Consider the following 25,913-nt stretch of genomic DNA (forward strand, 5'->3'; position numbering starts at 1 on the left):
ACTTCACTGAACCTTTTAAACAATCAGACGACGACCAAAGTGATGCGCGCCAGCGTCATCAAACTGCAACTTGGCGATGTGTTAAACACTTCGATTAAATACTCAAGGACGCAATTGCAATAAAGCGGCGGCCATGGCGTTATCAAAACGCTGGATCACTTGCTGGCATTGTTCATCATCGATAATCAAGGGCGGCAACAAGCGGATGATATTGCCCTTGCGTCCGCCGCGTTCCAGCAGCAGACCTTGTTTAAAGCACTGTTGCTGAATGGCCACGGCCAGTGTCGGGTCCATCGGGAAATGCCCGTGGCGATCCGCCGGCTCACGTTCATCGACGATCTCGATGCCCAGCATCAGGCCGCGACCGCGCACCTGGCCAAGCGCCGGGTAATGCGCTTGCAACTCCACCAGTCGGTCCTTGAGCCACTGGCCACGGCGTTCGGCCTGGCCAGCGAGGTTTTGCTGTTGCAGCACCTGCAATGTCGCGAGCCCGGCGGCCATGGCCATCTGGTTGCCGCGGAAAGTGCCGGCGTGGTTGCCGGGCTCCCAGGCGTCGAACTCGCGACGGATGCCCAGCACTGCCATCGGCAAACCGCCACCGACGGCTTTGGACATGACGATCAGGTCGGGTTCGATTTCAGCGTGTTCGAAGGCAAACATCTTGCCGGTGCGACCGAAACCGGTCTGCACTTCGTCGAGAATCAGCAGGATGCCGTGCTTGTGCGTTACCTCGCGAATCGCCCGCAGCCAGCTCGCCGGGGCACAGTTGACGCCGCCCTCGCCTTGCACGGCCTCAAGAATGACCGCTGCCGGCAGTGACACGCCGCTTTCGACGTCTTCAATGAACTGGGTGAAATAGTGGGTCAGCGCCTCGACCCCGGCCTCACCGCCAATCCCCAGCGGGCAACGGTATTCGTGGGGGAATGGCATGAACTGCACCCCGGGCATCAGGCTGGCGATAGCATTTTTCGGCGCAGTATTGCCGGTCAGGGCCAGGGCGCCGTGGGTCATGCCATGGTAGGCGCCGGAGAAACTGATGATGTTGTTGCGCCCGGTATAGGTCTTGGCCAGTTTCAGCGCCGCCTCCACCGCATCCGCCCCGGACGGCCCGCAGAATTGCAGGCAGTAATCGCGGCCCCGGTTCGGCAACAGGCTGAGCAGGGTTTCGCTGAAGGCGTCCTTGACCACGGTGGTCAGGTCCAGCGTGTGCATCGGCAGGCCCGAGGCGAGGAAACTGTCGAGGCTGGCCATGATGGCCGGGTGATTGTGGCCCAAGGCTAAGGTGCCAGCGCCGGCGAGGCAGTCGAGGTAACTATTGCCTTCGACGTCGGTGACCCATACTCCGTGGGCCTTGGCGATTGCCAGTGGTAACTTGCGTGGATAACTGCGTACATTGGATTCGAACTTGCTTTGTCGAGCCAGATAGTCGGCATTGGTTTTTTGCAATGGATTAGAGTGCAATACGCCATCATTCAACATCGGTTTATCCTCGATAAGTTTCGATATGAAAACTATTCCCATTTGCAAAATGACGCAACTGTTTGATCGCTCTTTCTGGGAATATTTACACAACTCGATAATCGGTTATTAAAACCGTTCACGCACACAAAACCACAAGTTATGGGAACTTGTTCAAGCGATCACCAGTGCCATTATCCGGCCATGTTCTTGTTATAAATCTGACAACTTTGTTATTACCTTCGAACCGGCACTAACTTATAGAAAAGTATCGCGATAGATCATCAAGTGAAGATGGACATAGGATGTTTCCTCTGCAGGAATAAACGGATGAAACAACCGACGGCGCCCTTCCTTGTGGCGCAGCGCACGGTTGCATCGATTTAGAAGTCGACAGTCGCCGACAGCAGATAGGTTCGTGGTGTCGACAGCGTCAAGCCTGGCTCGCTGTCATCCGAAGCCCCGGCGGAACTCCAGTAGCGCTTGTTCGCCACGTTCTCGATATTGCCGCGCAGGGTGATGTTCTTGTCGTCGACCTTGAACGCATAGCGAGCGCCGACGTCCATGCGCGTCCAGGCGTCGATTTCCTTGACGTTGGACTGGTCCAGGTACTGCGAGCTGGAATAGATGGCGCGGCTGGTCAGGGTCAGGCCTTGCACACTGCGCACGTCATATTCGGCGCCGAGGTTGACGTTGTATTTCGGCGTGGCTGGGGCGCGGTTGCCGTCGAAGAGGCCGTCGGTGGTCTTCTTCAATTCGCTGTCGATGTACATGACGCCACCGAGCAGGCGGAAGCCATCGAGCGGTTCGCCGAACATGCTCACTTCCACACCGGTGTTTTCGCGTTTGCCGTTCGGGCCGAACACCCGCGTGTTGGCGTTGGTCTCGTAGGCCGGTTGCTTGATGCGGAACACGGCGGCGGTCACGGCGAACGGACCCGCATCGTACTTGGCGCCAACCTCGACCGAACGGCTGATGAACGGCGGGAAGATTTCGTCTTCGTTGACCGAGGTCGACGGTGCGATCTTGCCCTGGCTCAAGCCTTCCATGTAGTTGGCATACAGCGACAGCTTGTCGGTGGCCTTGAACAGAATGCCGCCCGACGGCGAAACCTTTTCTTCATCGTAGGCGGTGTCGCCTCTGACGTTATCGGTCCAGTCGTCAACCTTCACGCGCTGCCAGCGGGCGCCGAGGGTCAGCAGCACGCGGTCATCGAAGAAGCCCAGGGTGTCGGACAGCGCCACGCCGGTGGATCGGTTTTCGGTGTAGACCTTCGGATCCTGTCGCGTAGGTCTGTTGGGCGTCGGGGTTTCTACCGGGTTGTAGAGGTTGCTGGGGGCGGAGGCATAACGGGCGCCGCCGTTTTCGAAGTCCATGTAGTAGTAGCTGGCCGCCAGGTTGATTTCATGGCTTACCGGACCGGTATGGAACCAGTTGCGTACGCCAAAATTGCCTGTGCGGACATTCTCGTCACGGGTGAAGTCACGGGGCTGGACGCTGAAATCGCCGGCGTCGTTGGTGACGGAAACGGCGTGACGCAGAAAGTCATGATTACTTTTACGTGCGCCCACGCCGCCGTACAGCATGACCGAGTCGCTGACATCGAACTCACCACTGAACGTGCCGAAGGTGTCCTTGGTCCGCGCCTTGCTCCAGGGCTGCGCATAGTTGTTGCGCACTTCGCTGGCATGGGGAACCTGGGCGTTGGCGCCGACGATCACACGCTCCTGCGGCGCATCGGTATCACGCTCGGTGTGGCCGACGTCCGTCGAGAGGCGCAAGCGTTCGCCGCGAAAATCCAGGCCCAGTACAGCCATGTCGCGGTCGACACTCTGGTGATCCCATTCCGTGTCGCCGGACTGCTTCACGCCATTGAAACGAATCCCGAACTTGTCATCCTCACCAAAGCGCCGGCCGATATCCACCGCGCCACCGAGTTGGTTATTGGAGGCGTAGCTGCCGGTGAACGAGGTGATCGGCTTGTCGGTGGCGCGCTTGGGCACCACGTTGATCCCGCCACCGACGCTGCCACGCGGCGAGATGCCGTTGATGAGCTGGCTCGGGCCTTTGATGATGTCGACGCGGTCGGCCATCTCCATATCGATCGTATAGGTCGGCAGGACGCCGTAGAGGCCGTTGTAGGAAACATCACTGTTGAACAGGCTGAGCCCGCGAATGGTGAATTGCTCATAACGCCCACCCGCCGGGTTGGTCGCGCGAACCGATGGATCGCTGGCCACCAGGTCGCCCAAGGTCCTCGCCTGCTGGTTCTTCACCGCTTCGGCGGTGTAGGTGGTCATGCTGAACGGCGTTTCCATGAAGTCTTTGGAGCCAAGCATTCCTTGCGAACCTTTGCGCGCGACCTGGCCACCGGCATAGACCTCGGCGTCCGACCCGCCCGTGGCACCCAGAATCGAAGTCGGCGCCAGTTGCAGGCTGCCGGCGTCTGGTGCCGGGGTCAGGATGTAGGCCTGATCCCCCACCGGCTGCAATTGCAGACCGGAACCCTGCAACAACCGGGCAAAGCCCTCCTCGACCGCGAAGTCACCGGACAGCCCCGGGCTGTTGCGCCCGCTGACCAGCGCCGGGTCCACCGACAGATTGACCCCGGCCAACCCGGCGAAGCGGGTCAGCGCGGCGCTGAGGCTGCCTGCGGGCACTTGGTAGCTGCGTTTGGACGCATCTGCGGCCCAACCGGCAGTGATGAACAACGGACAGGCACTCAGGCTCAACAACAGACTCAAGTGCAACAACGGGCGCAGCCTGGAGGGAGTCAGACGCGTACTGCAAGGCATCACTGCGGGCATTGAGAATCTCTCTGATTTCGTTTCACTTGCCTTGAATGACAAGCGACGCAAAAAAAGGGGACACGCCCTAAGCAATATTTTTGCGCGGCAGCAGCGTTACCCAATAACGCGTACGCGAATGCACCTCCAGCGGCAGGCTGGCCGCTAACAATGCAAGGATGCGATCAGTGTCTTCCAAGCGGAAACTGCCGGTGACGCGCAGGGATTCCAGCTCAGGTTCCCAGCGCAACACGCCTGGGCGATAGGTGCTGAGTTCGCGCAAAAAATCCCCCAGCGGCTGGTTCTGCGCCATCAGCACGCCGTCGCGCCAGCCTGGGGCGAGCACATCGAATGGCTCCACATTGCCGGCGCCCGTCGCTTGAAGACTGACTTGCTGGCCACCGCGCAACGAGAACACCGGTCCGCGCAAAGGCTGCAACTGCACCGAACCTTTAAGGACCGACACCTTGCAGCCCGTCTGACCCTGGCGCACGCACACTTCGCTCTGACTGACGAGCACTTGCCCGAAGCGCGTCTGGATCCTCAGCGGCGAGGTCCCAGGCACCTTCAGCGCGATTTCACCCTCTACGAGTTTCAGCAGGCGGTTTTTCAGGTCGATGTCGACGGCGGTGGCCGTGTTCAGCTGCAACGAGCTGCCATCGGCCAATTGGACTTTCTTGCCCTCCCCGGTCGCGGTGCGCAGGTCGGCGCGCCAGACGTCCAGGGGCAACTGCCGACTGATCAGCCAGGCGGTCGGCACCAGCGCCACGGCGCCGACGGCGCGCTTGAGCACCGTGCGCCGACTGGCTTGTGGGCGATCCAGACTGGCCATGGCCAGTGCCGGCGGCAAATCGGCAAAGCGTTGGCGCAGCATTTGCGCTTTCTGCCAGGCCTGCTCGTGGCTGGAATGGCTATCGCGCCAGCTCTGCAGGTTGGCGCGATCCCGCTCGTTGGCGCTACCGGACTCCATCAGCGCCAGCCACTGCGCGGCGGCCCGCACAACCTGACGGGCTTCGGCTGACGGCGGCGAACCGATCACAGCTCCACCAGCAGGCAATGTTCGTAGGCCTGAGCCATGTAGCGCTTGATCGTGCGTTCGGAGACTTGCAGGCGTTCGGCGATTTCCGAGTAGCCCAGGCCTTCCAGCTGGCTCCAGAGAAACGCTCGTCGCACCGGGCTTGGCAAGCCATCGAGCAATTCGTCCAGGGCTTGCAGGGTTTCGAGGAGGATCCAGCGCTGTTCCGGGGACGGCACGCAGTCCTCCGGCAGCAACGCCAAGGCATTGAGGTAGGCTTGTTCGAGGCTGCGGCGCTTGTAGAAGTTGGTCAGCAGTCGCTTGCCGACTGTGGCCAGGTAGGCGCGGGGTTCTTGCAGGTCTGCGATGCGCTGGGAGCTGGCGAGCAAGCGCACGAACGTATCCTGACTGAGGTCTGCCGCATCACAGCCATTGCCCATGCGTCGACTCAACCAGCTTTCCAGCCAGCCACGGTGGTCGCGGTACAGGTCGTGGAAGGTTTGCCCCGTCGGCATCGCTGCATCACTCATCTAAAGGAACCCTGCGCGAAGAAATATTTTAAATGCGACTCATTCTAATTAGTGATGGGACTTCAAATAAAGCGCTTTGTGCGGTTTGCACCCAGTAAATACTTGAATAAGTGACTGACAGAGGGGGATTACGGCGCGTAAGCACCGGTTGGTCAGGGCTGCGGGCCATTGAGGGGAATTATCACGAAACGTCAGAATTCATTGCTGATCCGCGCTGGGTCGGCGGATGCGAATCCCTGAAGGCCAGGGCAAAGGAAGGAAAAGCCAAATCGCAGACACAAAAAACCCCGGTCTTTCGACCAGGGTCTTTGCTATCGACTCGAAGTCAGCCAGCGGCTTTTCTTCGTAGCTCCAAGGCGTTCAGTGGGCCTTGAGGCAGATATGGCGCAGCGGACGGGACTCGAACCCGCGACCCCCGGCGTGACAGGCCGGTATTCTAACCGACTGAACTACCGCTGCGTATCGCTTTGAGCTTTCGCTCAAGTAACTCGTCTGACTGAAAGCTTCGAGGCTTTCAATCTCGAACCAGGTAAAACCTGCTTCGCAAATATGGCGCAGCGGACGGGACTCGAACCCGCGACCCCCGGCGTGACAGGCCGGTATTCTAACCGACTGAACTACCGCTGCGCGTCGGTGGAGGCTTTTAAAAGCTTCCATCTTGCTTTCGCAAGACTCTCGGAAGTGGTGGGTGATGACGGGATCGAACCGCCGACATTCTGCTTGTAAGGCAGACGCTCTCCCAGCTGAGCTAATCACCCGGTTTGCATCTCCGAGGCCGCGAAATTTACGCAGGTAGCGAACCTAAGTCAATAGCAGGATTGAAGTTTTTTCAAAATAGCTGCAAGAAGGCAGCTTCAAGTCGCAAGCTACAAGCGACAAGTAAAAGCAGGATTGCGTATTCAAGCCTGCACGTGGTCGCCTTTACTTGCAGCTTGCCGCTAGAAACTTACAGCTCTCTACGCGTAGACCATCTTCTTGGTCATGCCGCCATCGACCACGAACTCCTGGCCCGTGACGAAACCGGCGTTGCGCGATAACAGCCACGCCACCATCGCCGCCACGTCCTCGACTGTCCCTACCCTGCCCGCCGGATGCTGGGCATGGTCGGCATCGGTCAGGGGTTCTGCACGCCGTGCAGCCGGGTCCCGGGCATCGATCCAGCCTGGGCTGACCGCATTGACGCGGATCTCCGGCCCCAGGCTGATCGCCAACGCGTGAGTCAGGGCCAACAGTCCGCCCTTGCTCGCCGCGTAAGCCTCGGTGTCCGGTTCCGACTGCCCGGCGCGGGTCGAGGCCAGGTTGACGATCGCACCGTTGTGGGCGCGCAGGTACGGCGCACAGTGCTTGGCCAGCAACATCGGCCCACTGAGGTTGACCGCCAATACACGGTTCCAGTACGCCAGGTCGAGGCTTTCAAGAGTGATGTTGTGCGGGTCGGCGACCGCCGCATTGCACACCAGCGCATCCAGGCGCCCGAACTGCCCCAAGACCTCAGCGACGCCCAATGCCACCTGCCCTTCGTTCGACACGTCCATGGCGATGAACCAGGCGTTGTCGCCCAGCACCTTCGCCACTTTCGAACCGCGCACGCGATCCAGGTCCGTCAGCACCACCTGCCAGCCTTCGCTGATCAGCCAGGCCGCGATGCCCAGGCCAATGCCCCGCGCGGCACCGGTGACCAGCGCAACGCGGCCATGGGTGCCTGTACTCGGCGTCGACAACTCGATCACAAGGCAGCCAAACCGCGCGCCAGATCGGCTTGCAGGTCGGCCACGTCTTCCAGGCCGACCGCAATGCGGATCAGGCTGTCACGGATCCCCGCGGCTTCACGCTCTTGCGGCGCCAGACGGCCGTGGGAGGTGGTGCTCGGGTGGGTGATGGTGGTCTTGGTGTCACCGAGGTTGGCGGTGATGGAAATCAAACGGGTCGCATCGATAAAGCGCCAGGCGCCCTCTTTGCCACCCTTGACTTCAAAACTCACGACCGCGCCGAAGCCTTTCTGCTGACGCAAGGCCAGTTCGTGCTGCGGATGGCTCTTGAGACCGGCGTAATGGACTTTCTCGATGCCGTCCTGCTGCTCCAGCCACTCGGCCAGTTGCTGGGCGTTGGCGCAGTGCGCCTTCATCCGCAGGTTCAGGGTTTCGAGGCCCTTGAGGAAGATCCAGGCATTGAACGGGCTGAGGGTCGGCCCGGCGGTGCGCAGGAAACCGACGATTTCTTTCATCTGTTCGCTACGACCCGCGACCACGCCGCCCATGCAACGGCCCTGGCCGTCGATGAACTTGGTCGCCGAGTGCACGACGATGTCCGCGCCCAACTTCAACGGTTGTTGCAGGGCCGGGGTGCAGAAGCAGTTGTCGACCACCAGCATCGCGCCCTTGGCGTGAGCGATGTTCGACAGTTCGGCGATGTCCACCAACTCGGCCAGCGGGTTGGATGGCGATTCGACGAACAGCAATTTAGTGTTGGCCTTGATCGCCGCATCCCAGCCGGACAAGTCCGCCAGAGGCACGTAATCGACTTCAATGCCAAAGCGCTTGAAGTACTTCTCGAACAGGCTGATGGTCGAACCGAACACGCTGCGCGAAACGAGCACGTGGTCACCGGCGCTGCACAGGCTCATCACCACCGCCATGATCGCGGCCATGCCGGTGGCCGTGGCCACCGCTTGCTCAGCGCTTTCCAGCGCAGCGATACGCTCTTCGAACGCACGCACGGTCGGGTTGGTGTAACGCGAGTAAACGTTGCCCGGCACTTCACCGGAGAAACGCGCCGCCGCGTCGGCAGCGGTACGGAATACATAGCTGGAAGTGAAGAACATCGGATCACCGTGCTCGCCTTCCGGCGTACGGTGCTGACCGGCGCGTACGGCCAGGGTATCGAACGCTACGCCATCGAGGTCGCTGTCCAGCCGACCGGCATCCCAATCCTGACTCATGCTGTCACTCCTTGCCTTGCTCGGTAGTAGATACAAAACCGGCCTGGAGGGGGACACCCGTTATTGTAGGAGCGAGGCTTGCCCGCGAAGGGGTCGCCACATTCAACATCACTGTTGCCTGTGACACCGCCTTCGCGGGCAAGCCTCGCTCCTACAGATACAGGCCGGTAGTTACTCAGTTGTTATACAGATCAATGATCGCACTGACTGCCTGGGTCTTGACCTTGGAGGCATCGTTACGTGCCTGCTCGATCTTGTTCAGGTAAGCCTCGTCGACGTCGCCGGTCACGTACTGGCCGTCGAACACCGCGCAATCGAACTTCTCGATCTTGATCTTGCCGCCGCCGACCGCTTCGATCAAGTCAGGCAAGTCCTGATAGATCAGCCAGTCGGCGCCGATCAGGTCAGCCACGTCCTGGGTCGAACGGTTGTGGGCGATCAGCTCGTGGGCGCTCGGCATGTCGATGCCATAGACGTTCGGGTAGCGAACGGCTGGCGCGGCGGAGCAGAAGTAGACGTTTTTCGCGCCGGCTTCACGGGCCATCTGGATGATCTGCTTGCAGGTGGTGCCGCGAACGATGGAATCGTCCACCAGCATCACGTTCTTGCCGCGGAATTCCAGTTCGATGGCGTTGAGCTTCTGGCGTACGGATTTTTTCCGTGCGGCCTGGCCCGGCATGATGAAGGTCCGGCCGATGTAGCGGTTCTTCACGAAGCCTTCGCGGAACTTGACGCCCAAGTGGTTCGCCAGCTCCAGGGCCGCGGTACGACTGGTGTCCGGGATCGGGATGACCACGTCGATGTCGTGCTCAGGACGCTCACGCAGGATCTTGTCGGCGAGCTTCTCGCCCATGCGCAGGCGGGCCTTGTAGACCGAGACGCCGTCGATGATCGAGTCCGGACGCGCCAGGTAGACGTGTTCGAAGATGCACGGGGTCAGGGACGGGTTGGTCGCGCACTGACGGGTGTGCAGCTTGCCGTCTTCAGTGATGTAGACCGCTTCGCCCGGTGCCAGGTCGCGAATCAGGGTGAAGCCGAGCACGTCCAGGGACACGCTTTCGGAGGCGATCATGTACTCGACGCCTTCGTCGGTGTGACGCTGGCCGAAGACGATCGGGCGGATGCCGTGCGGGTCACGGAAACCGACGATGCCGTAACCGGTGACCATCGCCACGACCGCGTAGCCACCGACGCAACGGTTGTGCACGTCAGTCACGGCGGCGAATACGTCTTCTTCGGTTGGCTGCAACTTGCCGCGCTGGGCCAGTTCGTGTGCGAACACGTTGAGCAGCACTTCCGAATCGGAGTTGGTGTTGACGTGGCGCAAGTCAGATTCGTAAATCTCCTTGGCCAGCTGTTCAACGTTGGTCAGGTTACCGTTGTGCGCCAGGGTGATGCCGTAAGGCGAGTTGACGTAAAACGGTTGAGCTTCGGCCGAGGTCGAACTGCCTGCGGTCGGGTAACGCACATGGCCAATGCCCATGTGACCGACCAGGCGCTGCATGTGACGCTGATGGAACACGTCACGCACCAGGCCATTGTCCTTGCGCAGGAATAACCGGCCATCATGGCTGGTCACGATACCGGCAGCGTCCTGGCCGCGGTGCTGGAGCACGGTTAGCGCGTCATACAGCGCCTGATTGACGTTCGACTTACCGACGATACCGACGATGCCACACATGCGACGCAACCCCTACTTAATGGATCTGAACTGAGCACCACTCACTGAGGCGTTTTGGCCGTCGGCAAGAGGTGTTCCTTGAACGGTAATTCAGCGGGTACGCTGATACCGCTGGCAAGCCACTGACTGCTCCACCCGAGAATCAGGTTTTTGGACCAATCTGCGACCAATAAAAATTTTGGCACGAGCTGTGATTCTTTCCACCAGCTGTCCTGCTGTACCGGCCCCAGGCTCAACAGCCCGACCGCCACGACCACCAGCAACACGCCACGCGCGGCGCCGAAGGCCATGCCGAGGAATCGATCGGTTCCGGACAACCCGGTCACACGAACCAATTCGCCGATAAGATAATTGATCATTGCGCCGACGATTAACGTGGCGATAAACATGATGGCGCAGCCCGTGATCACACGGGCCGATGGCGTTTCGATGTATCCGGCGAGGTACTCGGACAATGAACCACCGAACATCCAGGCAACAGCTCCTGCGATGATCCAGGTCACCAGCGATAACGCTTCTTTGACGAAGCCGCGGCTCAGACTGATCAATGCGGAGATGGCGACGATTGCAACGATCGCCCAGTCAACCCAGGTAAATGGCACAGTGCAGCCTACAGACGGATAAGGCGGCGCATTTTAGCAGAGCCCATGCTTATCGGTAAGCTGCGATTGTCAGTGCATTTCAAATCGGGGCGATAGTGTTAGCCACGCTCAGGCTGGAAACGTACGACAAAACCTTTCAGGTTCTGCTGGCGGCCCAACAAGTCACGCAGGCGATCGGCTTCTGCGCGCTCGATAAGCGGCCCGACAAACACCCGGTTCTTGCCATCGGCGGTACGGATGTAAGCGTTGTAGCCCTGGCTGCGCAGGGATTTCTGCAGGCTTTCGGCACTGGCGCGGCTCGACAGGCTGGCCAGTTGCACCGACCAACTGACCGACAGGCCATTGGCATCGACGCGGCTCTGGGTGGTGTCCGGTTTCGCCGGTGCGGCGGCAATTGGCTGGGACGGTGCCGGCTTGGCAGCAGGAGCCGGAGCCGAAGCGACTGGAGCAGCCGGTGCAATCGGCATCGTCGGTGCTTGCTGATCGGCGATTTCGTCGTCGCTCGGTACTGGTTCCTGAGGCAAGGCTTGCGGCTCAGGCACCACCACCGGTTCGACCTGCACTTGCGGTACCGCAGGGGCTTGCGGCGCAGACGGCGCCTGCACCGTGACCTGACGCTGTTCGTCCTGACGGGAAAACAGCATCGGCAAGAAAATCACCGCCAGCGCCACCAATACCAGGGCACCGACCATGCGCTGTTTGTACGCCTTATCCAGCAAAGCCATTTGCCGCTTCCTCCGTGGAGCGCCGAGCCAGCCATTCAAGGGCCTCGGCAACACAATAAAATGATCCGAACAACAGAATCTCGTCGTCGCTCGTCGCCAGTGCGCACTGCCCTTCCAGGGCGGCCGTCACACTGCCATAGGACGTTACCGACGCGCCAAGGTTCTGCAACGCCGCGTGTAATTCTTCGACCGGACGCGACCGCGGCGAATCCAGCGGCGCTACGGCCCATGACTGGACACTAGCATTCAATTCGCCAACGACACCATCCAGATCCTTGTCCGCCAGCAAACCGAACACCGCCAGGCGCTTGCCGACCGGCGGACGACTGGCCAGGCGCCGGGCCAGATACTCCGCTGCATGGGGATTGTGCCCCACATCCAGTAACAAATTCAGGCGCTTGCCTTCCCAGTCGAACTGTCGGCGATCAAGTCGACCAACGATCCGCGTAGCTTTCAACGCTTCAACAATCTGTGTATCGACCCACGGCAAACCCGTCAGCAAATAAGCCTGCAACGCCAACGCCGCGTTTTCCATCGGCAGATCGAGCAACGGCAGGTCATGCAGTTCGACCACATGCCCTTGAGCATCGAGGCCGCGCCATTGCCAGTTGTGATCGGTAATGCCAAGGTCGAAATCGCGCCCACGCAGGAAAAACGGGCAAGCCAGCTCGCGCGCCTTGTCCAGCAGGGGTTGGGGAGGATTCAGATCACCACAGAGCGCAGGCGCGCCCTGACGGAAGATGCCGGCCTTCTCGAAGGCCACGGATTCACGGGTATCGCCCAGGTAATCGGCGTGGTCCACGCCAATACTGGTGACGAGTGCGATGTCCGCATCGACCACGTTGACCGTGTCCAGACGCCCGCCGAGGCCGACTTCCAGCACCACCGCATCAAGACTGGCCTGTTGAAACAGCCAGAACGCCGCCAGGGTGCCCATTTCGAAGTACGTCAGGGACGTTTCGCCACGCCCGGCCTCGACCGCCGCAAACGCTTCGCACAGCTCGGCGTCAGTGGCTTCGACGCCATTGACCTGCACCCGCTCGTTGTAACGCAGCAGGTGCGGAGAATTGTAGACACCCACATTCAGGCCCTGAGCCCGCAGCAATGAAGCCACGAACGCACAGGTAGAACCCTTGCCGTTGGTGCCGGTGACCGTGATCACCCGAGGCGCCGGCTTGCCCAGTCCCATGCGGGACGCTACCTGTTGCGAGCGCTCCAGGCCCATGTCGATGGCCGAAGGGTGCAACTGCTCAAGGTAGGCGAGCCATTCGCCAAGGGTACGTTGGGTCATATGTTCGCAGGTACCGGTGGAACCACGATCGGCTCGATAGGGGCGGCGACGAATTTCGGCGTCGGCAGGCCCATCATTTGTGCCAGCAGGTTGCCCAGACGCGGACGCAGTTCCTGGCGGTGGATGATCATGTCGATCGCGCCGTGTTCCAGCAGGAACTCGCTGCGCTGGAAACCTTCCGGCAGTTTTTCACGCACGGTTTGCTCGATTACGCGCGGACCGGCGAAGCCGATCAGGGCTTTTGGCTCGCCGACGATCACGTCGCCCAGCATGGCCAGACTGGCGGAAACGCCGCCGTAGACCGGATCGGTCAGCACCGAGATGAACGGGATGCCTTCTTCACGCAGACGCGCCAGGACCGCCGAGGTCTTGGCCATTTGCATCAGGGAGATCAGGGCTTCCTGCATCCGCGCGCCACCGGAGGCGGCGAAGCAGATCATCGGGCATTTGTTTTCCAGTGCGTAGTTGGCGGCGCGCACGAAGCGCTCACCGACGATGGCGCCCATCGAGCCGCCCATGAAGGAGAACTCAAACGCGGAAACCACCACTGGCATACCCAGCAGGGTGCCGCTCATGGAGATCAGGGCATCTTTCTCGCCGGTGGCTTTTTGCGCGGCGGTCAGGCGGTCCTTGTACTTCTTGCCGTCGCGGAATTTCAGACGGTCAACCGGCTCCAGGTCCGCGCCCAGTTCGGCACGGCCTTCGGCGTCGAGGAAAATGTCGATGCGGGCGCGGGCGCCGATACGCATGTGGTGGTTGCACTTGGGGCAAACGTCCAGGGTCTTTTCCAGCTCCGGACGATACAGCACAGCCTCGCAAGACGGGCATTTGTGCCACAGACCTTCAGGCACCGAGCTCTTCTTGACCTCGGAACGCATGATCGAAGGGATCAGTTTGTCTACTAACCAGTTGCTCATGCTTTCTTTCTCCAGTACCGGCGGCCCGAACGCTTTGGTTCGCAGCCCCGCGTATGCCCTTGAGCTAAATTCATGTGTGTGGCGATGATCGCCGGATGGCCGGGTCAGAAAAACTGACCTGCGTACAACCCGAAAACCCTCAGCCTCTTTTCTACAGAGCTGTGGACGGCGGCAGTTAGCCAGCCGTCACATCACGTACCGCTTTGATGAATGCCTGGATCTTCGCGTGATCCTTGATGCCCTTGCTCGCCTCTACCCCGCCGCTGACGTCCACCGCGTAAGGCCGGACCCGCGCAATCGCCTCGGCGACGTTGTCCGGGGTCAAACCGCCGGCAAGGATAATCGGTTTGCTCAAGCCTTGCGGTATCAGTGACCAGTCGAACGCTTCGCCGGTTCCGCCGGGTACGCCTTCGACGTAAGCGTCAAGCAGGATACCGCTGGCACCTGCAAACGCATCGCATGCCGCACCAATGTCATCCCCGGCCTTGACCCGCAGGGCCTTGATGTAAGGACGATTCCAGCTTTCGCATTCGCCAGCGTCTTCGTCGCCGTGAAACTGCAACAGATCCAGCGGCACGGCGTCGAGGATTTCTCCCAACTCGCAGCGACTGGCGTTGACGAACAAACCCACGGTGGTCACGAACGGCGGCAAGGCCTTGATAATCGCCCTCGCCTGCGCAAACGTCACCGCCCGTGGGCTTTTGGCGTAAAACACAAAGCCGATGGCATCGGCCCCGGCCTCGACTGCCGCCAACGCATCTTCTATGCGGGTAATCCCGCAAATCTTGCTGCGAACGGCTGACATGTCGATAGAACCCCAAGGCAAATCCGAGAAAGTCCCGGATGGTAACAAATGCGTTCGAGGGCGTCAGCCGTCAAGTTCGGTGAAACCGGTGAGGAAGTGCGGCCCGATGTAACGCTCAGGCAACTGGAACTCGTCGTGGTACTCCACCTGCACCAGATACAGGCCGAAGGGGTGCGCCGTGACACCGCCGGAACGGCGAACGCGGCTCTCCAGCACTTCCTTCATCCACTCCACCGGACGCTCGCCCGTACCGATGGTCATCAGCACCCCGGCGATGTTGCGCACCATGTGATGCAGGAAGGAGCCGGCACGAATATCGATCACGATCATCTTGCCGTGACGGGTGACCCGCAGATGATGCAGTTTCTTGACCGGCGACTTGGCCTGGCATTGCCCGGCCCGAAACGCGCTGAAGTCATGGGTGCCGACCAGATACTGGGCAGCCTCGGCCATGCGCTCGACGTCCAGCGGGCGGTGGTTCCAGGTGATTTCTTCGTTCAGGTGCGCCGGGCGGATCTGATCGTTGTAGATCACATAGCGATAGCGCCGGGCGATGGCCTTGAACCGCGCATGAAAATCCGGCGGCATGACCTGGGCCCAGCTGACGCTGACGTCGTGGGGCAAATTGATGTTGGCGCCCATGACCCAGGCCTTGAGCGAACGCTCAACCTGGGTATCGAAATGCACCACCTGGCCGCAGGCATGCACGCCCGCATCGGTACGCCCGGCGCAATGCAGCGACACCGGTGAATCGGCGACTTTGGACAAGGCGTTTTCCAGGGTTTCCTGCACGGTCAGCACGCCAGAGGCCTGGCGCTGCCAGCCGCGATAACGCGAGCCTTTGTATTCCACGCCCAGCGCGATGCGGAAAAAGCCGTCGGCCGCCATTTCGGCGGCCGGATTATCTATATTTGCCAAGGGGTGACAGCCTGCTGATGTACGCAAAGGCGGGCATTATAAGGCCGCAGGTCCGGGACGCCAGAGCTGTGTGCCATTGCATCACGCCCGCCGACTTCGCTATATAGATAACTACACAACGAAAACACAAAAACCGAGACCTGATGATGACCGCCACATTGAACAAGGAAGCTGTCGGCCAGGCGTATAGCCTGGAAGGCATGCTGCACGCCAAACGCAAAACCTGGGAAGCCATCGACGCAATGGCCCGCCGCATCAAACCCGGCATGCTCGAGTCAGAAGCCCAGACAATGAGCCTCGAAGTGCTGAACGAACTGGGCATGGACCGCATCTGGCATCCGTCGAAAATTCGCTTCGGCGAAAACACCCTGAAAACCTTCAAGCAGCGTTCCGACGGCGATCCGGTGCTGGCTGAAAACGATATTTTCTTTATCGACCTCGGCGTGGTCTGGGATCGCCATGAAGGCGACTCGGGCGCGACGTTCACCGTCGGCAACGATCCCGAGATGCAGGCGTGCGCCGTGGCGGCGAAAACCCTGTTCGATCTGGTCCACGATTACTGGCGCACCCAGCAGGTGGCCGGTCCGCAGCTGTATCGCTACGCCGACGAACAGGCGACAGCGATGGGCTGGAAGTTGAACCTGGAGATCAAGGGGCACCGGGTCAGTGATTTCCCGCATGCGATCTATCGCGCCGGAGACCTGGGCAATTTCGAGGACTGCCCGAATGTAGGGTTGTGGATTCTGGAAATCCAGATTGCCCACCCTACCCGGCCGTTCGGGGCGTTTTATGAGGATTTGTTGGGTTAAGAGCAAAGACTGCGATCTTTTGCTTCACCAAACAAAAACGGCAGCCTCAATGGGCTGCCGCTTTGTTTACTACCGATTCCGGATCAAGCCAGACGCGAAAGCATTTCCTTGGCTTCGCTCTTCTGCCCTGCATCACCCTCGGTCACGACTTCATTGAGGATGTCCCGGGCGCCGTCGTTGTCGCCCATATCGATGTAGGCCTGGGCCAGGTCGAGTTTGGTGGCGACTTCGTCAGTGCCGGAGAGGAAGTCGAAATCCGGCTCGTCGGCCACGGAAGCGGCCGCGTCTTCGGCGGTGAAGGTTGGCTCACCCATGCTCTGGGACAAACGATCCAGCTCGGCGTTGACGTCATCCAGTTCAGCCGCAAATGCATCCTTCGGCTCAGGCACGTCCATTTCGTCCGCCAGGGACAGGTCGAAATCCGCCGGCAGTTCCAGGTCGTCCAGCGCCGCTTCGGTCACGGCCGGCGGTTCGACAGGCGGCAAGTCCTTGACGCCTTCGTCCAGGTCCAGCAGGAAATCGTCTTCGGCCAGGGTCGCAGGCGAAGCGTCGCCACCGAGGTCCAGGTCCAGATCGAAGTCCGACAGGTCGTCGAGGTTTTCCTTGATGTCGGTCTGCTGTTGCAGCACCGATTCAAAGCTCAGATCGTCGTCCAGCGGGAATTCGTCCAGTTCCGCCAAGGCTTCCGGCTCCGCTGCCGGAGCAACAACTGCCGGAGAAACGTTTTCCAGGTCATCCAGGCTCAAGTCGAATGCGCTGTCGAGATCATCGGCGGCCGGATCCGCTGCCGGAACTTCAGGCTCATCCAGCAACAGGTCCTTGACGTATTGCGCGTCCAGCTCGGCGGCAATAGCCGCGGCAGCGATACCGCCGGCTGCGGCGAGCGCCATGGCCGGGAAACGGCTTTTCAGCTGTTCGACCTGGGCGAAGTTTTCGCCATTGGCCACCAACTGACGCTCCTGGGCCACGAACGCATCACGATCGCCTTGCTGACCGTAGACTTCCATCAGCTTCAGGCGCAGGTCGCTGCGTTGCGGCTCTTGCTTGATACCGTCTTCGAGCAAGGCTGCCGCCTGATTCAGGCGACCGGCAGTGATGTGCGACTGAGCGTGAGTCAGGACGTCGTCATTGCGTTCAGCGGCCGGGGAAACCAGCGGCGCGGCAATCACGGGAGCGACCACGACGGGCTCAATGGTCGGAGCCGGCGCGGGTGCAGGCGTCGGCGCAGGTGCAGGCGTCTTGGCCAGCTTCACGGCTGGCGGCGGCACTTCAAGGCCTTCGAAGCTGCTTTCCGGCAAGTCTTGCTCGGGGGAAAACTCCTGCTCTTCAGCCAGGGCACGCGCCATGCGCAGATGCTTTTCGGCTTCTTGCTGGGCTTTGCGGCGACGGGCCAGCAGCAACAGCAACAGCAGCAGGACGATGGCGCCGCCACCCACCAGGCCCAAGAGGACTGGGTTGGTCAGCAGGTCGTTGAATTTCTGATCGTCGGAAGCCACAGGAGTCGGCTCGACGGGCGTTTCGGCCGGGGCCGGTGTGGCTTCAGGCGCGGTTACCACCGGTGCAGGGGTTGCCGGTGCCGCTTCCGTCGGGGTTGCCGCCGGTGCCGGCGTCAGCTCGGCCGATATTGCCGGAGCAGCCGCCACTGCTGGCGCGGCCGGAGCAGCCGGAGCAGCCGGAGCAGCGCCCTCAGCTTGCAGCTTGGCCAGTTGATTGTTTTTCAGCTCGATCAGGCGTTGCAGCTTGTCCAGCTGACTTTGCAGGTCGGTCATGCGGCTTTTCAGTTCCGCGTTGTCACGACGGGTCGTGTCGAGGCTTTCCTGGGTCACCGCCAGTTTGTTGCTCAGATTCTTCGCGTCGCCAGCGGCACCTTTACGACCCTTGCCAGATTCGGCTGACACCAGGCTCAACTTGTCTTTCGCCGCCTGGGCGGAACCGGCATCAGCACTGCCACGCTTGGTCGCATCGAGTTGCTGCTGGCCAGTGCCAGGCTTGGCCACATAACGGCGGCCCTGGCGCCACGCGGTGTTCTGCGCGGCGACTTCAGCGATGGCTTTAGGCTGCGGCAAGCTGGTGCTTTGCACCTGATCCGGCATGCGCAGGACCTGGCCGGTTTTCAGCAAGTTGATGTTGCCATTGATGAAGGCATCCGGGTTCAACGCCTGGATGGCCAGCATGGTTTGTTGCACCGAACCGCCATTACGCGCCTTGGCCGCGATTTCCCACAGGGTATCGCGCGGCGTAGTGGTGTAGGTCGACGGCTTGGTGGCGCCGGTCGCGGGTGCGGAGACCGCTTGGGACGGCGCAGGTTGCGCGGCCGCATCGGCGGTTTGCGGCGAGAATTTGGACGGATCGAGCAGCACGCTGTAGTCGCGCAGCAAGCGACCGTTAGGCCACATCACCTGCACGAGGAATTTCACCATCGGCTCGGAGAGCGGTTTGCTGGACGTCACGCGCAGGATGCTTTTGCCGCTGGCGTTGAGCACCGGGGTAAAGGTCAGGTCATTGAGGAATGCCTGGCGATCAACCCCGGCCTTGGCGAAATCGTCCGGCGAGGCCAGGCTCGGCACCACTTCGGCAGCGGTGAGGTCCTTGACGTCGAGCAGCTCGATTTCGGCCACCAGTGGCTGGTTCAGCGTGGACTTCAGGGTCAGTTCCCCGAGCCCGAGGGCATGCGCCATACCGGAGGACAGCGCCGAGGCGGCCGCTATTGCTAACACCAGTTTGCGAACTTGAACCATAGCCTCATCCTTTGTTTGAACATTCCTCGGCCAGCGAGAAGGTGTTGAAAGTCGCTGCCGTAAGGCATTGCGCGCGGCGGCGAAGGGTCGTCGCGCGCGATCATTTCTTTGCTGCCCGGGAAGCCCCACAGGGTGACTCGCCGTCAAGCACTCCGGCCAAGCATAGCGCTCGGTTAGAATCATTCGACAAATTGTTGCCAAGTATCTTTTACAGCAGGTCTTTTATCAACAATTCAGCCACCTGCACAGCATTGAGCGCGGCGCCTTTGCGTACGTTATCTGACGTCAGCCACAGATTTAGTTCCGACAGGTCGTCGACACCGCTGCGAACCCGACCAACGTAGACCACATCCTGCCCTACCGCGTCACCTACTGCCGTCGGGTAATCGCCGGCTTCCACCAGCTCGATGCCCGGCGCGTCTTCCAGGGCAGCGTTCACTTTGGCCAGGTCGACAGCGCTTGATGACTGCAAGGTCACGCTAAAGCTATCGCCAAAAAACACCGGGGCTTGAATGCAAGTTGCGGAAATCTTTAATAAAGGCAGCGACATGACCTGGCGCAGCTCGCGCACCAGGCGTTTTTCCAGCAGCGTATGGCCTTGTTCATCCGGCTTGCCGACCTGGGCAAGCAGGTTAAAAGCCATCTGCCGATCAAAGAAAGTCGGTTCCAGCGGACGCACGTTGAGCAATTCGGCCGTCTGGCGCGCCAGCTCGGTGACGGCTTCGCGGCCCTGGGCAGACACGGCGAGGCTGGCGGTGACGTTGATACGCTGCAGGTCGATGACGTCGAGCAACGGCGCAAGGACCACGGCCAACGTGGTGGCCGACGGGCTCGGGCTGCTGACCTGGAACGGCTTTTTCAGACCGGCCAGCACCTGGGCGTTGGCTTCCGGCACCACTTGCGGCGCTTCATCCGCTGGCAAGGCACCGGAAAGGTCGATCAGCGAGCAACCGGCGGCGCGGGCGCGGGATGCAAAACTCAGGGTCACGGCCGGGCCGGCGGCGAAGAACACCAGTTGCACCTTGCTGAAATCAAACTCATCGACTTCCCGCACCCGCACGTTCTTGCCGCGGAACGGCACCGAATGCCCGGCGGACTCGCTGCTGGCCAGCAGGTGCAGGTTGCCGACCGGAAAGTCGCGCTCTTCGAGAATCTGCACCAGCGTTTCGCCGACAGTTCCGGTGGCGCCGATCACGGCAATATCAAAGGACTGACTCATGGTTCTACCTCTGGCGAAACGGGGGGAGCGGCACTTTACCGGGTGGGTGGCTCACAGGCAATTCGGCCCACCCCGATCATTCCCACGCGGAGCGTGGGAATGATCGGTGGGCATAAAAAACCCGCACCTCTTTCAAGGCGCGGGTGCTTTCACAACTTCAAGCGATCAACGCTCAAGCAGGATCCGCAGCATGCGACGCAGCGGTTCAGCCGCGCCCCACAGCAGTTGGTCGCCAACGGTGAACGCGCCCAGATACTGCGTGCCCATGTTCAGCTTGCGCAGACGGCCCACCGGTACGTTCAGGGTGCCGGTGACTTTCGTCGGGCTCAGTTCCTGAATGCTGGCTTCGCGGCTGTTCGGCACCAGTTTGACCCAAGGGTTGTGCTGGCTGATCAGCCCTTCGATGTCGGCGATCGGCACGTCTTTGTTCAGCTTGATGGTCAGCGCCTGGCTGTGGCAGCGCATGGCGCCGATGCGCACGCAGATGCCGTCGACTGGAATCGGGCTCTTGAAGCGACCGAGGATCTTGTTGGTCTCGGCCTGGGCCTTCCACTCTTCGCGGCTCTGACCGTTCGGCAGCTCCTTGTCGATCCACGGGATCAGGCTGCCGGCCAGCGGTACGCCGAAGTTTTCGGTCGGGTACGCGTCGCTGCGCATGGCTTCGGCGACACGGCGGTCGATGTCGAGGATCGCGCTGGCCGGGTCGGCCAGTTGATCGGCGACAGCGGCGTGGGTCGCGCCCATTTGCTTGATCAGTTCACGCATGTTCTGCGCGCCGGCACCGGAGGCCGCCTGATAGGTCATGGCGCTCATCCACTCCACCAGACCGGCTTCGAACAAGCCGCCCAGGCCCATCAGCATCAGGCTGACGGTGCAGTTGCCGCCGATGTAGTTCTTGGTGCCCGCGTCGAGCTGCTGGTCGATGACCTTGCGGTTCACCGGGTCCAGCACGATCACCGCGTCGTCCTGCATGCGCAGGCTCGAAGCGGCGTCGATCCAGTAACCCTGCCAGCCGGCTTCGCGCAGTTTCGGGAAGACTTCGCTGGTGTAGTCGCCACCCTGGCAGGTCAGAATCACGTCGAGGGTTTTCAGCTCTTCAATGCTGTAAGCGTCCTTGAGCGGAGCAATGTCCTTGCCCACGGACGGGCCTTGGCCACCGACATTGGAAGTGGTGAAAAACACCGGCTCGATAAGATCGAAATCCTGCTCTTCCAGCATCCGCTGCATGAGCACGGAACCGACCATACCGCGCCAACCGATCAGACCTACACGTTTCATCGCAACTACACCTTCTTTAAAAAGTGGGCCGCTGCTTTCGAAGTTGAAAGTGGCAGCGGGCCCGAGAGATTACAGATTCCGCAGCGCGGCGACTACTGCGTCGCCCATTTCCTGCGTACCGACTTTAGTGCAACCGTTCGACCAGATGTCGCCGGTGCGCAGGCCTTGATCCAATACCAGGCTCACGGCCTTCTCGATGGCATTGGCCGCCTCCTGCTGATTGAAGCTGTAACGCAGCATCATCGACACGGACAGGATAGTCGCCAACGGGTTGGCAATGCCTTTGCCGGCGATGTCCGGCGCCGAACCGTGGCACGGCTCGTACATGCCCTTGTTGTTGGTATCCAGCGACGCCGACGGCAGCATGCCGATGGAACCGGTGAGCATCGACGCCTGGTCGGACAGAATGTCGCCGAACAGGTTGTCGGTAACGATCACGTCGAACTGCTTCGGTGCGCGCACCAGTTGCATGGCGGCGTTGTCGACGTACATGTGGCTCAGTTCGACTTCCGGGTAATCCTTGGCCACTTGCTCGACGATTTCACGCCACAGTTGGCTCGACGCCAGCACGTTGGCCTTGTCCACGGAGCAGAGCTTTTTGCTGCGCACCATGGCCATGTCGAAACCGACCCGGGCGATACGGCGAATCTCGCTTTCGCTGTAAGGCAGGGTGTCGTAGGCCTGACGCTCGCCGTTTTCCAGGACGCGGGTGCCACGTGGCGCGCCGAAGTAGATGCCGCCGGTCAGCTCACGGACGATCAGGATGTCCAGGCCCGCGACGATTTCCGGCTTCAGGCTGGAAGCCTCGGCCAGTTGCGGATACAGGATCGCCGGGCGCAGGTTGCCGAACAGGCCCAGTTGCGCGCGAATCTTCAGCAGACCGCGCTCAGGGCGGATGTCACGCTCGATGGTGTCCCATTTCGGGCCGCCCACGGCGCCCAACAATACGGCGTCGGCCGCGCGGGCGCGATCCAGGGTTTCGTCGGCCAGTGGCACGCCGTGTATGTCGATGGCAGCGCCGCCGATCACGTCGTGGCTCAGCTCGAAGCCCAGGTTGTACTGGGTGTTGGCCAGTTCCAGCACCTTGACTGCTTCGGCCATGATTTCCGGGCCAATACCGTCACCTGGGAGAATCAGAATCTGCTTGCTCATGCTTTCCTCATGTCATCAGTCGGTGCGCCTTGGGCGCGCCCGGAAAAATTCTATCGTTCTGCCATCAGCACCAGTACATCGGTACTAAACGAACCATCGGCTTCAATCTCAAAATATTCGCGCACTTCATTGCCCATCGACTGCTGCAACGCGCGGATCGCCCCGCGCATCACGTCGGGCGTGCGCATGCGTTCCACCCACGAGGTGTACTCCAGACGCAGTCGCTGACGGGTGGTGCTGCGGGTATGCAACCCCGCTTCGCTGACCTGACGCAACCACTCGCCGGCGGAATAATCACGCACATGGCTGGTGTCGCGCAGCACTTCGACGCTTTGCAGGTAGGTGTCGAACAACGGACTGCCCGGCGACAACACATCGACAAACGCCGCTACCCCGCCCGGCTTCAGCACCCGGCGCACTTCCCGTAGGGCCAAACCAAGATCGCTCCAATGGTGCGCCGAATAACGGCTGAACACGAAGTCGAACTCGCCATCGGCGAACGGCAGGCGCTCGGCGGCACCGTTGACCGTGGCGATATTACTGAAACCACGATCAGTCGCCGCTGCGGCCACCACGTCGAGCATCTGCTGGGACAGGTCGTAGGCCACCACTTCCTTGACCAGCGAAGCCACGTGAAAACTCACGTGACCGGCGCCGCAACCCAGGTCCAGCACGCGGGCGTCGCCCTGCCCGGCCAGTTCAGCCTGTAGCAGTGCGAATTCGGCGCCTTGAGCGTGAACGGCGCTGCTCAAGTAGGCCGAGGCCTGTTCACCGAATTGCTTTTGTACGACTTGGCTGTGCTGGGTCATGGGAAACTTCCTTTTTTTGGGGTGAAGTCTTGTGGCGTCTGGGCGGGCCTCTTCGCGGGCAAGCCTCGCTCCTACAGTTGAAATGCGATCCCTTGTAGGAGCGAGGCTTGCCCGCGAAGGCGTCATCCGGCCTTACACAAAATCAAACATCGCGAAACAACCAAGGCTGACTCGCCCGGTGCTTGCTTTCAAACGACGCAATCGCCTCGTGATCCATCAAGGTCAGGCCGATATCGTCCAGACCATTCACCAGGCAATGCTTGCGGAATTCATCCAGCTCAAAGTGATAGACCTTGCCATCCGGCCGGGTCACGGTCTGGGCTTGCAGGTCGACCGTCAACTGGTAGCCAGGATTCGCTTCAACCTGCTGGAACAACTCATCCACTTCAGCGTCGCTCAAGATGATCGGCAGCAAGCCGTTCTTGAAGCTGTTGTTGTAGAAAATGTCGGCGTAGCTCGGCGCGATGATGCTGCGGAAACCGTACTCTTCCAGGGCCCACGGCGCGTGCTCACGGCTGGAACCGCAACCGAAGTTCTCCCGGGCCAGCAACACGCTGGCGCCTTGGTAACGTTCGGCGTTGAGCACGAAATCCTTGTTCAGCGGCCGCTTGGAGTTGTCCTGGTAGGCATAGCCCACGTCCAGGTAACGCCACTCGTCAAACAGGTTCGGACCAAAACCGGTGCGCTTGATCGACTTCAAGAACTGCTTCGGAATGATCTGGTCGGTGTCGACGTTGGCCCGGTCCAATGGCGCGACCAAACCGGTGTGTTGGGTAAAAGCTCTCATGTGCGGTTCCTCAGATCAGTTCGCGAACGTCGATGAAACGACCGTTGACGGCAGCGGCAGCGGCCATCGCCGGGCTGACCAGGTGCGTACGGCCACCGGCGCCCTGACGCCCTTCGAAGTTGCGGTTGGAGGTCGAGGCGCAGTGCTCGCCCGACTCCAGGCGGTCCGGGTTCATCGCCAGGCACATCGAGCAGCCCGGTTCACGCCACTCGAAGCCGGCTTCGAGGAAAATCTTGTCCAGGCCTTCGGCCTCGGCTTGCGCCTTGACCAGGCCCGAGCCCGGCACCACGATGGCTTGCTTGATGGTCGAGGCGACTTTGCGGCCCTTGGCAATCACAGCCGCGGCGCGCAGGTCTTCGATCCGCGAGTTGGTGCAGGAGCCGATGAACACGCGATCCAGCTGAATATCGGTGATCGCCTGATTGGCGCTCAAACCCATGTATTTCAGGGCGCGTTCGATAGAGCCGCGTTTGACCAGGTCCATTTCCTTCGCCGGGTCCGGCACGTTCTGATCAACCGCCAACACCATCTCGGGCGAAGTGCCCCAGCTGACTTGCGGCTTGATCTGGGTCGCGTCGAGTTCAACCACGGTGTCGAACACCGCATCAGCGTCGGAAACCAGGTCTTTCCACGCCTCAACCGCCATGTCCCATTCCGCGCCTTTCGGGGCGAATGGACGGCCCTTGACGTATTCCACGGTTTTTTCGTCGGCGGCTACCAAGCCAACACGCGCACCGGCCTCGATGGACATGTTGCAAATGGTCATGCGGCCTTCGATGGACAAGTCGCGAATCGCGCTGCCAGCGAACTCGATGGCGTGGCCGTTACCGCCGGCGGTGCCGATCTTGCCGATCACCGCGAGGACGATGTCCTTGGCAGTCACGCCGAACGGCAACTTGCCTTCGACCGAGACGAGCATGTTTTTCATTTTCTTGGCGACCAGGCACTGGGTGGCGAACACATGCTCCACCTCGGAAGTGCCGATGCCGTGAGCCAAGGCGCCAAACGCGCCGTGGGTCGAAGTGTGCGAGTCGCCGCAGACCACGGTCATGCCCGGCAAGGTCGCGCCCTGCTCCGGGCCGATCACGTGAACGATGCCCTGGCGCACGTCGTTCATTTTGAACTCGGTGATGCCGTATTCGTCGCAATAGTCATCGAGGGTCTGAACCTGCAAACGCGAGACCTGGTCGGTGATCGCTTCGATCCCGCCCTTGCGATCCGGGGTGGTCGGCACGTTGTGGTCCGGGGTGGCGATGATCGAGTCGACACGCCAAGGCTTGCGCCCGGCCAGGCGCAGGCCTTCGAAAGCTTGGGGCGAGGTCACTTCATGGATGATGTGGCGATCGATGTAGATCAGCGACGACCCATCGTCGCGCCGTTTCACTTCATGGGAATCCCAGAGCTTGTCGTAAAGCGTTTTGCCGGCCATCAGACGGTCCTCATCAGCTTGCTTCT

General features: G+C 60.9%; 21 protein-coding genes and 3 tRNA genes. 1 reads left to right on the forward strand and 23 read right to left on the reverse strand.

What is annotated here, in order from left to right:
• Positions 1–102: 102 nt before the first annotated feature.
• The 16 genes from FQ192_RS12545 to truA form a co-directional block, all read right to left on the reverse strand.
• Entirely contained in the window at positions 103–1,479 is a 1,377-nt protein-coding gene (locus tag FQ192_RS12545) for a diaminobutyrate--2-oxoglutarate transaminase (RefSeq protein ID WP_149658883.1), read from the reverse strand.
• Positions 1,480–1,841: 362 nt separating this feature from the next.
• On the reverse strand, positions 1,842–4,265 hold the full coding sequence (locus tag FQ192_RS12550) for a TonB-dependent receptor (RefSeq protein ID WP_149658884.1): 2,424 nt from the start codon (positions 4,263–4,265) through the stop codon (positions 1,842–1,844).
• A gap of 67 nt (positions 4,266–4,332) precedes the next feature.
• A complete protein-coding gene (locus FQ192_RS12555) occupies positions 4,333–5,283 on the reverse strand; it encodes a FecR domain-containing protein (RefSeq protein WP_149658885.1) in 951 nt (316 codons plus the stop codon).
• On the reverse strand, positions 5,280–5,789 hold the full coding sequence (locus FQ192_RS12560; RefSeq protein WP_149658886.1) for a sigma-70 family RNA polymerase sigma factor: 510 nt from the start codon (positions 5,787–5,789) through the stop codon (positions 5,280–5,282). The genes FQ192_RS12555 and FQ192_RS12560 overlap by 4 nt, the downstream gene beginning before the upstream one ends.
• 382 nt (positions 5,790–6,171) lie before the next feature.
• Positions 6,172–6,248, reverse strand: a tRNA-Asp gene (locus tag FQ192_RS12565).
• A 91-nt stretch (positions 6,249–6,339) separates the two neighbouring features.
• Positions 6,340–6,416, reverse strand: a tRNA-Asp gene (locus FQ192_RS12570).
• 55 nt (positions 6,417–6,471) lie between these two features.
• Positions 6,472–6,547, reverse strand: a tRNA-Val gene (locus tag FQ192_RS12575).
• 198 nt (positions 6,548–6,745) lie between these two features.
• Positions 6,746–7,519 carry an SDR family oxidoreductase gene (locus FQ192_RS12580; RefSeq protein ID WP_123512539.1) on the reverse strand — a complete coding sequence of 258 codons (774 nt, stop codon included), beginning with the start codon at positions 7,517–7,519 and terminating at the stop codon, positions 6,746–6,748.
• Positions 7,516–8,727 carry an O-succinylhomoserine sulfhydrylase gene (locus FQ192_RS12585; RefSeq protein ID WP_149658887.1) on the reverse strand — a complete coding sequence of 404 codons (1,212 nt, stop codon included), beginning with the start codon at positions 8,725–8,727 and terminating at the stop codon, positions 7,516–7,518. Before FQ192_RS12585 ends, FQ192_RS12580 begins: the two co-directional genes overlap by 4 nt.
• 175 nt (positions 8,728–8,902) lie before the next feature.
• Positions 8,903–10,408, reverse strand: a complete 1,506-nt coding sequence (purF, locus tag FQ192_RS12590; RefSeq protein ID WP_123512535.1) for an amidophosphoribosyltransferase — start codon at positions 10,406–10,408, stop codon at positions 8,903–8,905.
• Positions 10,409–10,449: 41 nt separating this feature from the next.
• Positions 10,450–11,010, reverse strand: a complete 561-nt coding sequence (locus tag FQ192_RS12595; RefSeq protein ID WP_149658888.1) for a CvpA family protein — start codon at positions 11,008–11,010, stop codon at positions 10,450–10,452.
• Positions 11,011–11,108: 98 nt separating this feature from the next.
• Positions 11,109–11,735, reverse strand: coding sequence for an SPOR domain-containing protein (locus FQ192_RS12600; RefSeq protein WP_149658889.1), 627 nt, complete (start codon positions 11,733–11,735; stop codon positions 11,109–11,111).
• A complete protein-coding gene (gene folC / locus FQ192_RS12605) occupies positions 11,719–13,026 on the reverse strand; it encodes a bifunctional tetrahydrofolate synthase/dihydrofolate synthase (protein ID WP_149658890.1) in 1,308 nt (435 codons plus the stop codon). The genes FQ192_RS12600 and folC overlap by 17 nt, the downstream gene beginning before the upstream one ends.
• A complete protein-coding gene (accD, locus tag FQ192_RS12610) occupies positions 13,023–13,943 on the reverse strand; it encodes an acetyl-CoA carboxylase, carboxyltransferase subunit beta (protein ID WP_054052935.1) in 921 nt (306 codons plus the stop codon). Before accD ends, folC begins: the two co-directional genes overlap by 4 nt.
• Before the next feature lie 175 nt (positions 13,944–14,118).
• Entirely contained in the window at positions 14,119–14,748 is a 630-nt protein-coding gene (locus tag FQ192_RS12615) for a phosphoribosylanthranilate isomerase (protein WP_149658891.1), read from the reverse strand.
• Positions 14,749–14,811: 63 nt separating this feature from the next.
• Positions 14,812–15,636 (reverse strand): tRNA pseudouridine(38-40) synthase TruA, encoded by an 825-nt coding sequence (truA, locus tag FQ192_RS12620; RefSeq protein ID WP_149658974.1) that lies wholly within the window; start codon positions 15,634–15,636, stop codon positions 14,812–14,814.
• A 176-nt stretch (positions 15,637–15,812) separates the two neighbouring features.
• Between truA and FQ192_RS12625 the strand changes: the two genes are divergently transcribed.
• Positions 15,813–16,475 (forward strand): M24 family metallopeptidase, encoded by a 663-nt coding sequence (locus FQ192_RS12625; RefSeq protein WP_149658892.1) that lies wholly within the window; start codon positions 15,813–15,815, stop codon positions 16,473–16,475.
• Between the two features lie 83 nt (positions 16,476–16,558).
• On the opposite strand, the gene FQ192_RS12630 is transcribed toward FQ192_RS12625, so the two are convergent.
• The 7 genes from FQ192_RS12630 to leuC all read right to left on the reverse strand — a co-directional run bounded on the left by FQ192_RS12630 (position 16,559) and on the right by leuC (position 25,887).
• A complete protein-coding gene (locus tag FQ192_RS12630; RefSeq protein ID WP_149658893.1) occupies positions 16,559–19,213 on the reverse strand; it encodes a FimV/HubP family polar landmark protein in 2,655 nt (884 codons plus the stop codon).
• Positions 19,214–19,421: 208 nt separating this feature from the next.
• The gene (locus FQ192_RS12635) at positions 19,422–20,432 is read right to left on the reverse strand and encodes an aspartate-semialdehyde dehydrogenase (RefSeq protein ID WP_149658894.1); all 1,011 of its coding nucleotides are present in this window, start codon (positions 20,430–20,432) and stop codon (positions 19,422–19,424) included.
• Positions 20,433–20,597: 165 nt separating this feature from the next.
• Complete coding sequence (gene asd, locus FQ192_RS12640; RefSeq protein WP_149658895.1) at positions 20,598–21,710, reverse strand: aspartate-semialdehyde dehydrogenase; 1,113 nt, start codon at positions 21,708–21,710, stop codon at positions 20,598–20,600.
• A 69-nt stretch (positions 21,711–21,779) separates the two neighbouring features.
• Positions 21,780–22,862, reverse strand: coding sequence for a 3-isopropylmalate dehydrogenase (leuB, locus tag FQ192_RS12645; protein ID WP_149658896.1), 1,083 nt, complete (start codon positions 22,860–22,862; stop codon positions 21,780–21,782).
• Positions 22,863–22,912: 50 nt separating this feature from the next.
• Positions 22,913–23,671 (reverse strand): class I SAM-dependent methyltransferase, encoded by a 759-nt coding sequence (locus tag FQ192_RS12650; RefSeq protein WP_149658897.1) that lies wholly within the window; start codon positions 23,669–23,671, stop codon positions 22,913–22,915.
• 142 nt (positions 23,672–23,813) lie between these two features.
• Positions 23,814–24,458, reverse strand: coding sequence for a 3-isopropylmalate dehydratase small subunit (gene leuD, locus FQ192_RS12655; protein WP_149658898.1), 645 nt, complete (start codon positions 24,456–24,458; stop codon positions 23,814–23,816).
• Positions 24,459–24,468: 10 nt separating this feature from the next.
• Positions 24,469–25,887 carry a 3-isopropylmalate dehydratase large subunit gene (gene leuC / locus FQ192_RS12660; RefSeq protein WP_149658899.1) on the reverse strand — a complete coding sequence of 473 codons (1,419 nt, stop codon included), beginning with the start codon at positions 25,885–25,887 and terminating at the stop codon, positions 24,469–24,471.
• Between the last annotated feature and the right edge of the window lie 26 nt (positions 25,888–25,913).

This window comes from Pseudomonas sp. ANT_J12, from assembly GCF_008370045.1.
GTDB lineage: Bacteria > Pseudomonadota > Gammaproteobacteria > Pseudomonadales > Pseudomonadaceae > Aquipseudomonas.

Coding starts and splice junctions, on each gene's coding strand:
- FQ192_RS12545 (WP_149658883.1), bottom strand. CDS start 1,479: ATGTTGAATGATGGCGTATTGCACTCTAATCCATTGCAAAAAACCAAT.
- FQ192_RS12550 (WP_149658884.1), bottom strand. CDS start 4,265: ATGCCCGCAGTGATGCCTTGCAGTACGCGTCTGACTCCCTCCAGGCTG.
- FQ192_RS12560 (WP_149658886.1), bottom strand. CDS start 5,789: ATGAGTGATGCAGCGATGCCGACGGGGCAAACCTTCCACGACCTGTAC.
- FQ192_RS12585 (WP_149658887.1), bottom strand. CDS start 8,727: ATGAGTCAGGATTGGGATGCCGGTCGGCTGGACAGCGACCTCGATGGC.
- purF (WP_123512535.1), bottom strand. CDS start 10,408: ATGTGTGGCATCGTCGGTATCGTCGGTAAGTCGAACGTCAATCAGGCG.
- FQ192_RS12600 (WP_149658889.1), bottom strand. CDS start 11,735: ATGGCTTTGCTGGATAAGGCGTACAAACAGCGCATGGTCGGTGCCCTG.
- folC (WP_149658890.1), bottom strand. CDS start 13,026: ATGACCCAACGTACCCTTGGCGAATGGCTCGCCTACCTTGAGCAGTTG.
- accD (WP_054052935.1), bottom strand. CDS start 13,943: ATGAGCAACTGGTTAGTAGACAAACTGATCCCTTCGATCATGCGTTCC.
- FQ192_RS12615 (WP_149658891.1), bottom strand. CDS start 14,748: ATGTCAGCCGTTCGCAGCAAGATTTGCGGGATTACCCGCATAGAAGAT.
- truA (WP_149658974.1), bottom strand. CDS start 15,636: ATGGCGGCCGACGGCTTTTTCCGCATCGCGCTGGGCGTGGAATACAAA.
- FQ192_RS12625 (WP_149658892.1), top strand. CDS start 15,813: ATGACCGCCACATTGAACAAGGAAGCTGTCGGCCAGGCGTATAGCCTG.
- FQ192_RS12630 (WP_149658893.1), bottom strand. CDS start 19,213: ATGGTTCAAGTTCGCAAACTGGTGTTAGCAATAGCGGCCGCCTCGGCG.
- FQ192_RS12635 (WP_149658894.1), bottom strand. CDS start 20,432: ATGAGTCAGTCCTTTGATATTGCCGTGATCGGCGCCACCGGAACTGTC.
- asd (WP_149658895.1), bottom strand. CDS start 21,710: ATGAAACGTGTAGGTCTGATCGGTTGGCGCGGTATGGTCGGTTCCGTG.
- leuB (WP_149658896.1), bottom strand. CDS start 22,862: ATGAGCAAGCAGATTCTGATTCTCCCAGGTGACGGTATTGGCCCGGAA.
- FQ192_RS12650 (WP_149658897.1), bottom strand. CDS start 23,671: ATGACCCAGCACAGCCAAGTCGTACAAAAGCAATTCGGTGAACAGGCC.
- leuD (WP_149658898.1), bottom strand. CDS start 24,458: ATGAGAGCTTTTACCCAACACACCGGTTTGGTCGCGCCATTGGACCGG.
- leuC (WP_149658899.1), bottom strand. CDS start 25,887: ATGGCCGGCAAAACGCTTTACGACAAGCTCTGGGATTCCCATGAAGTG.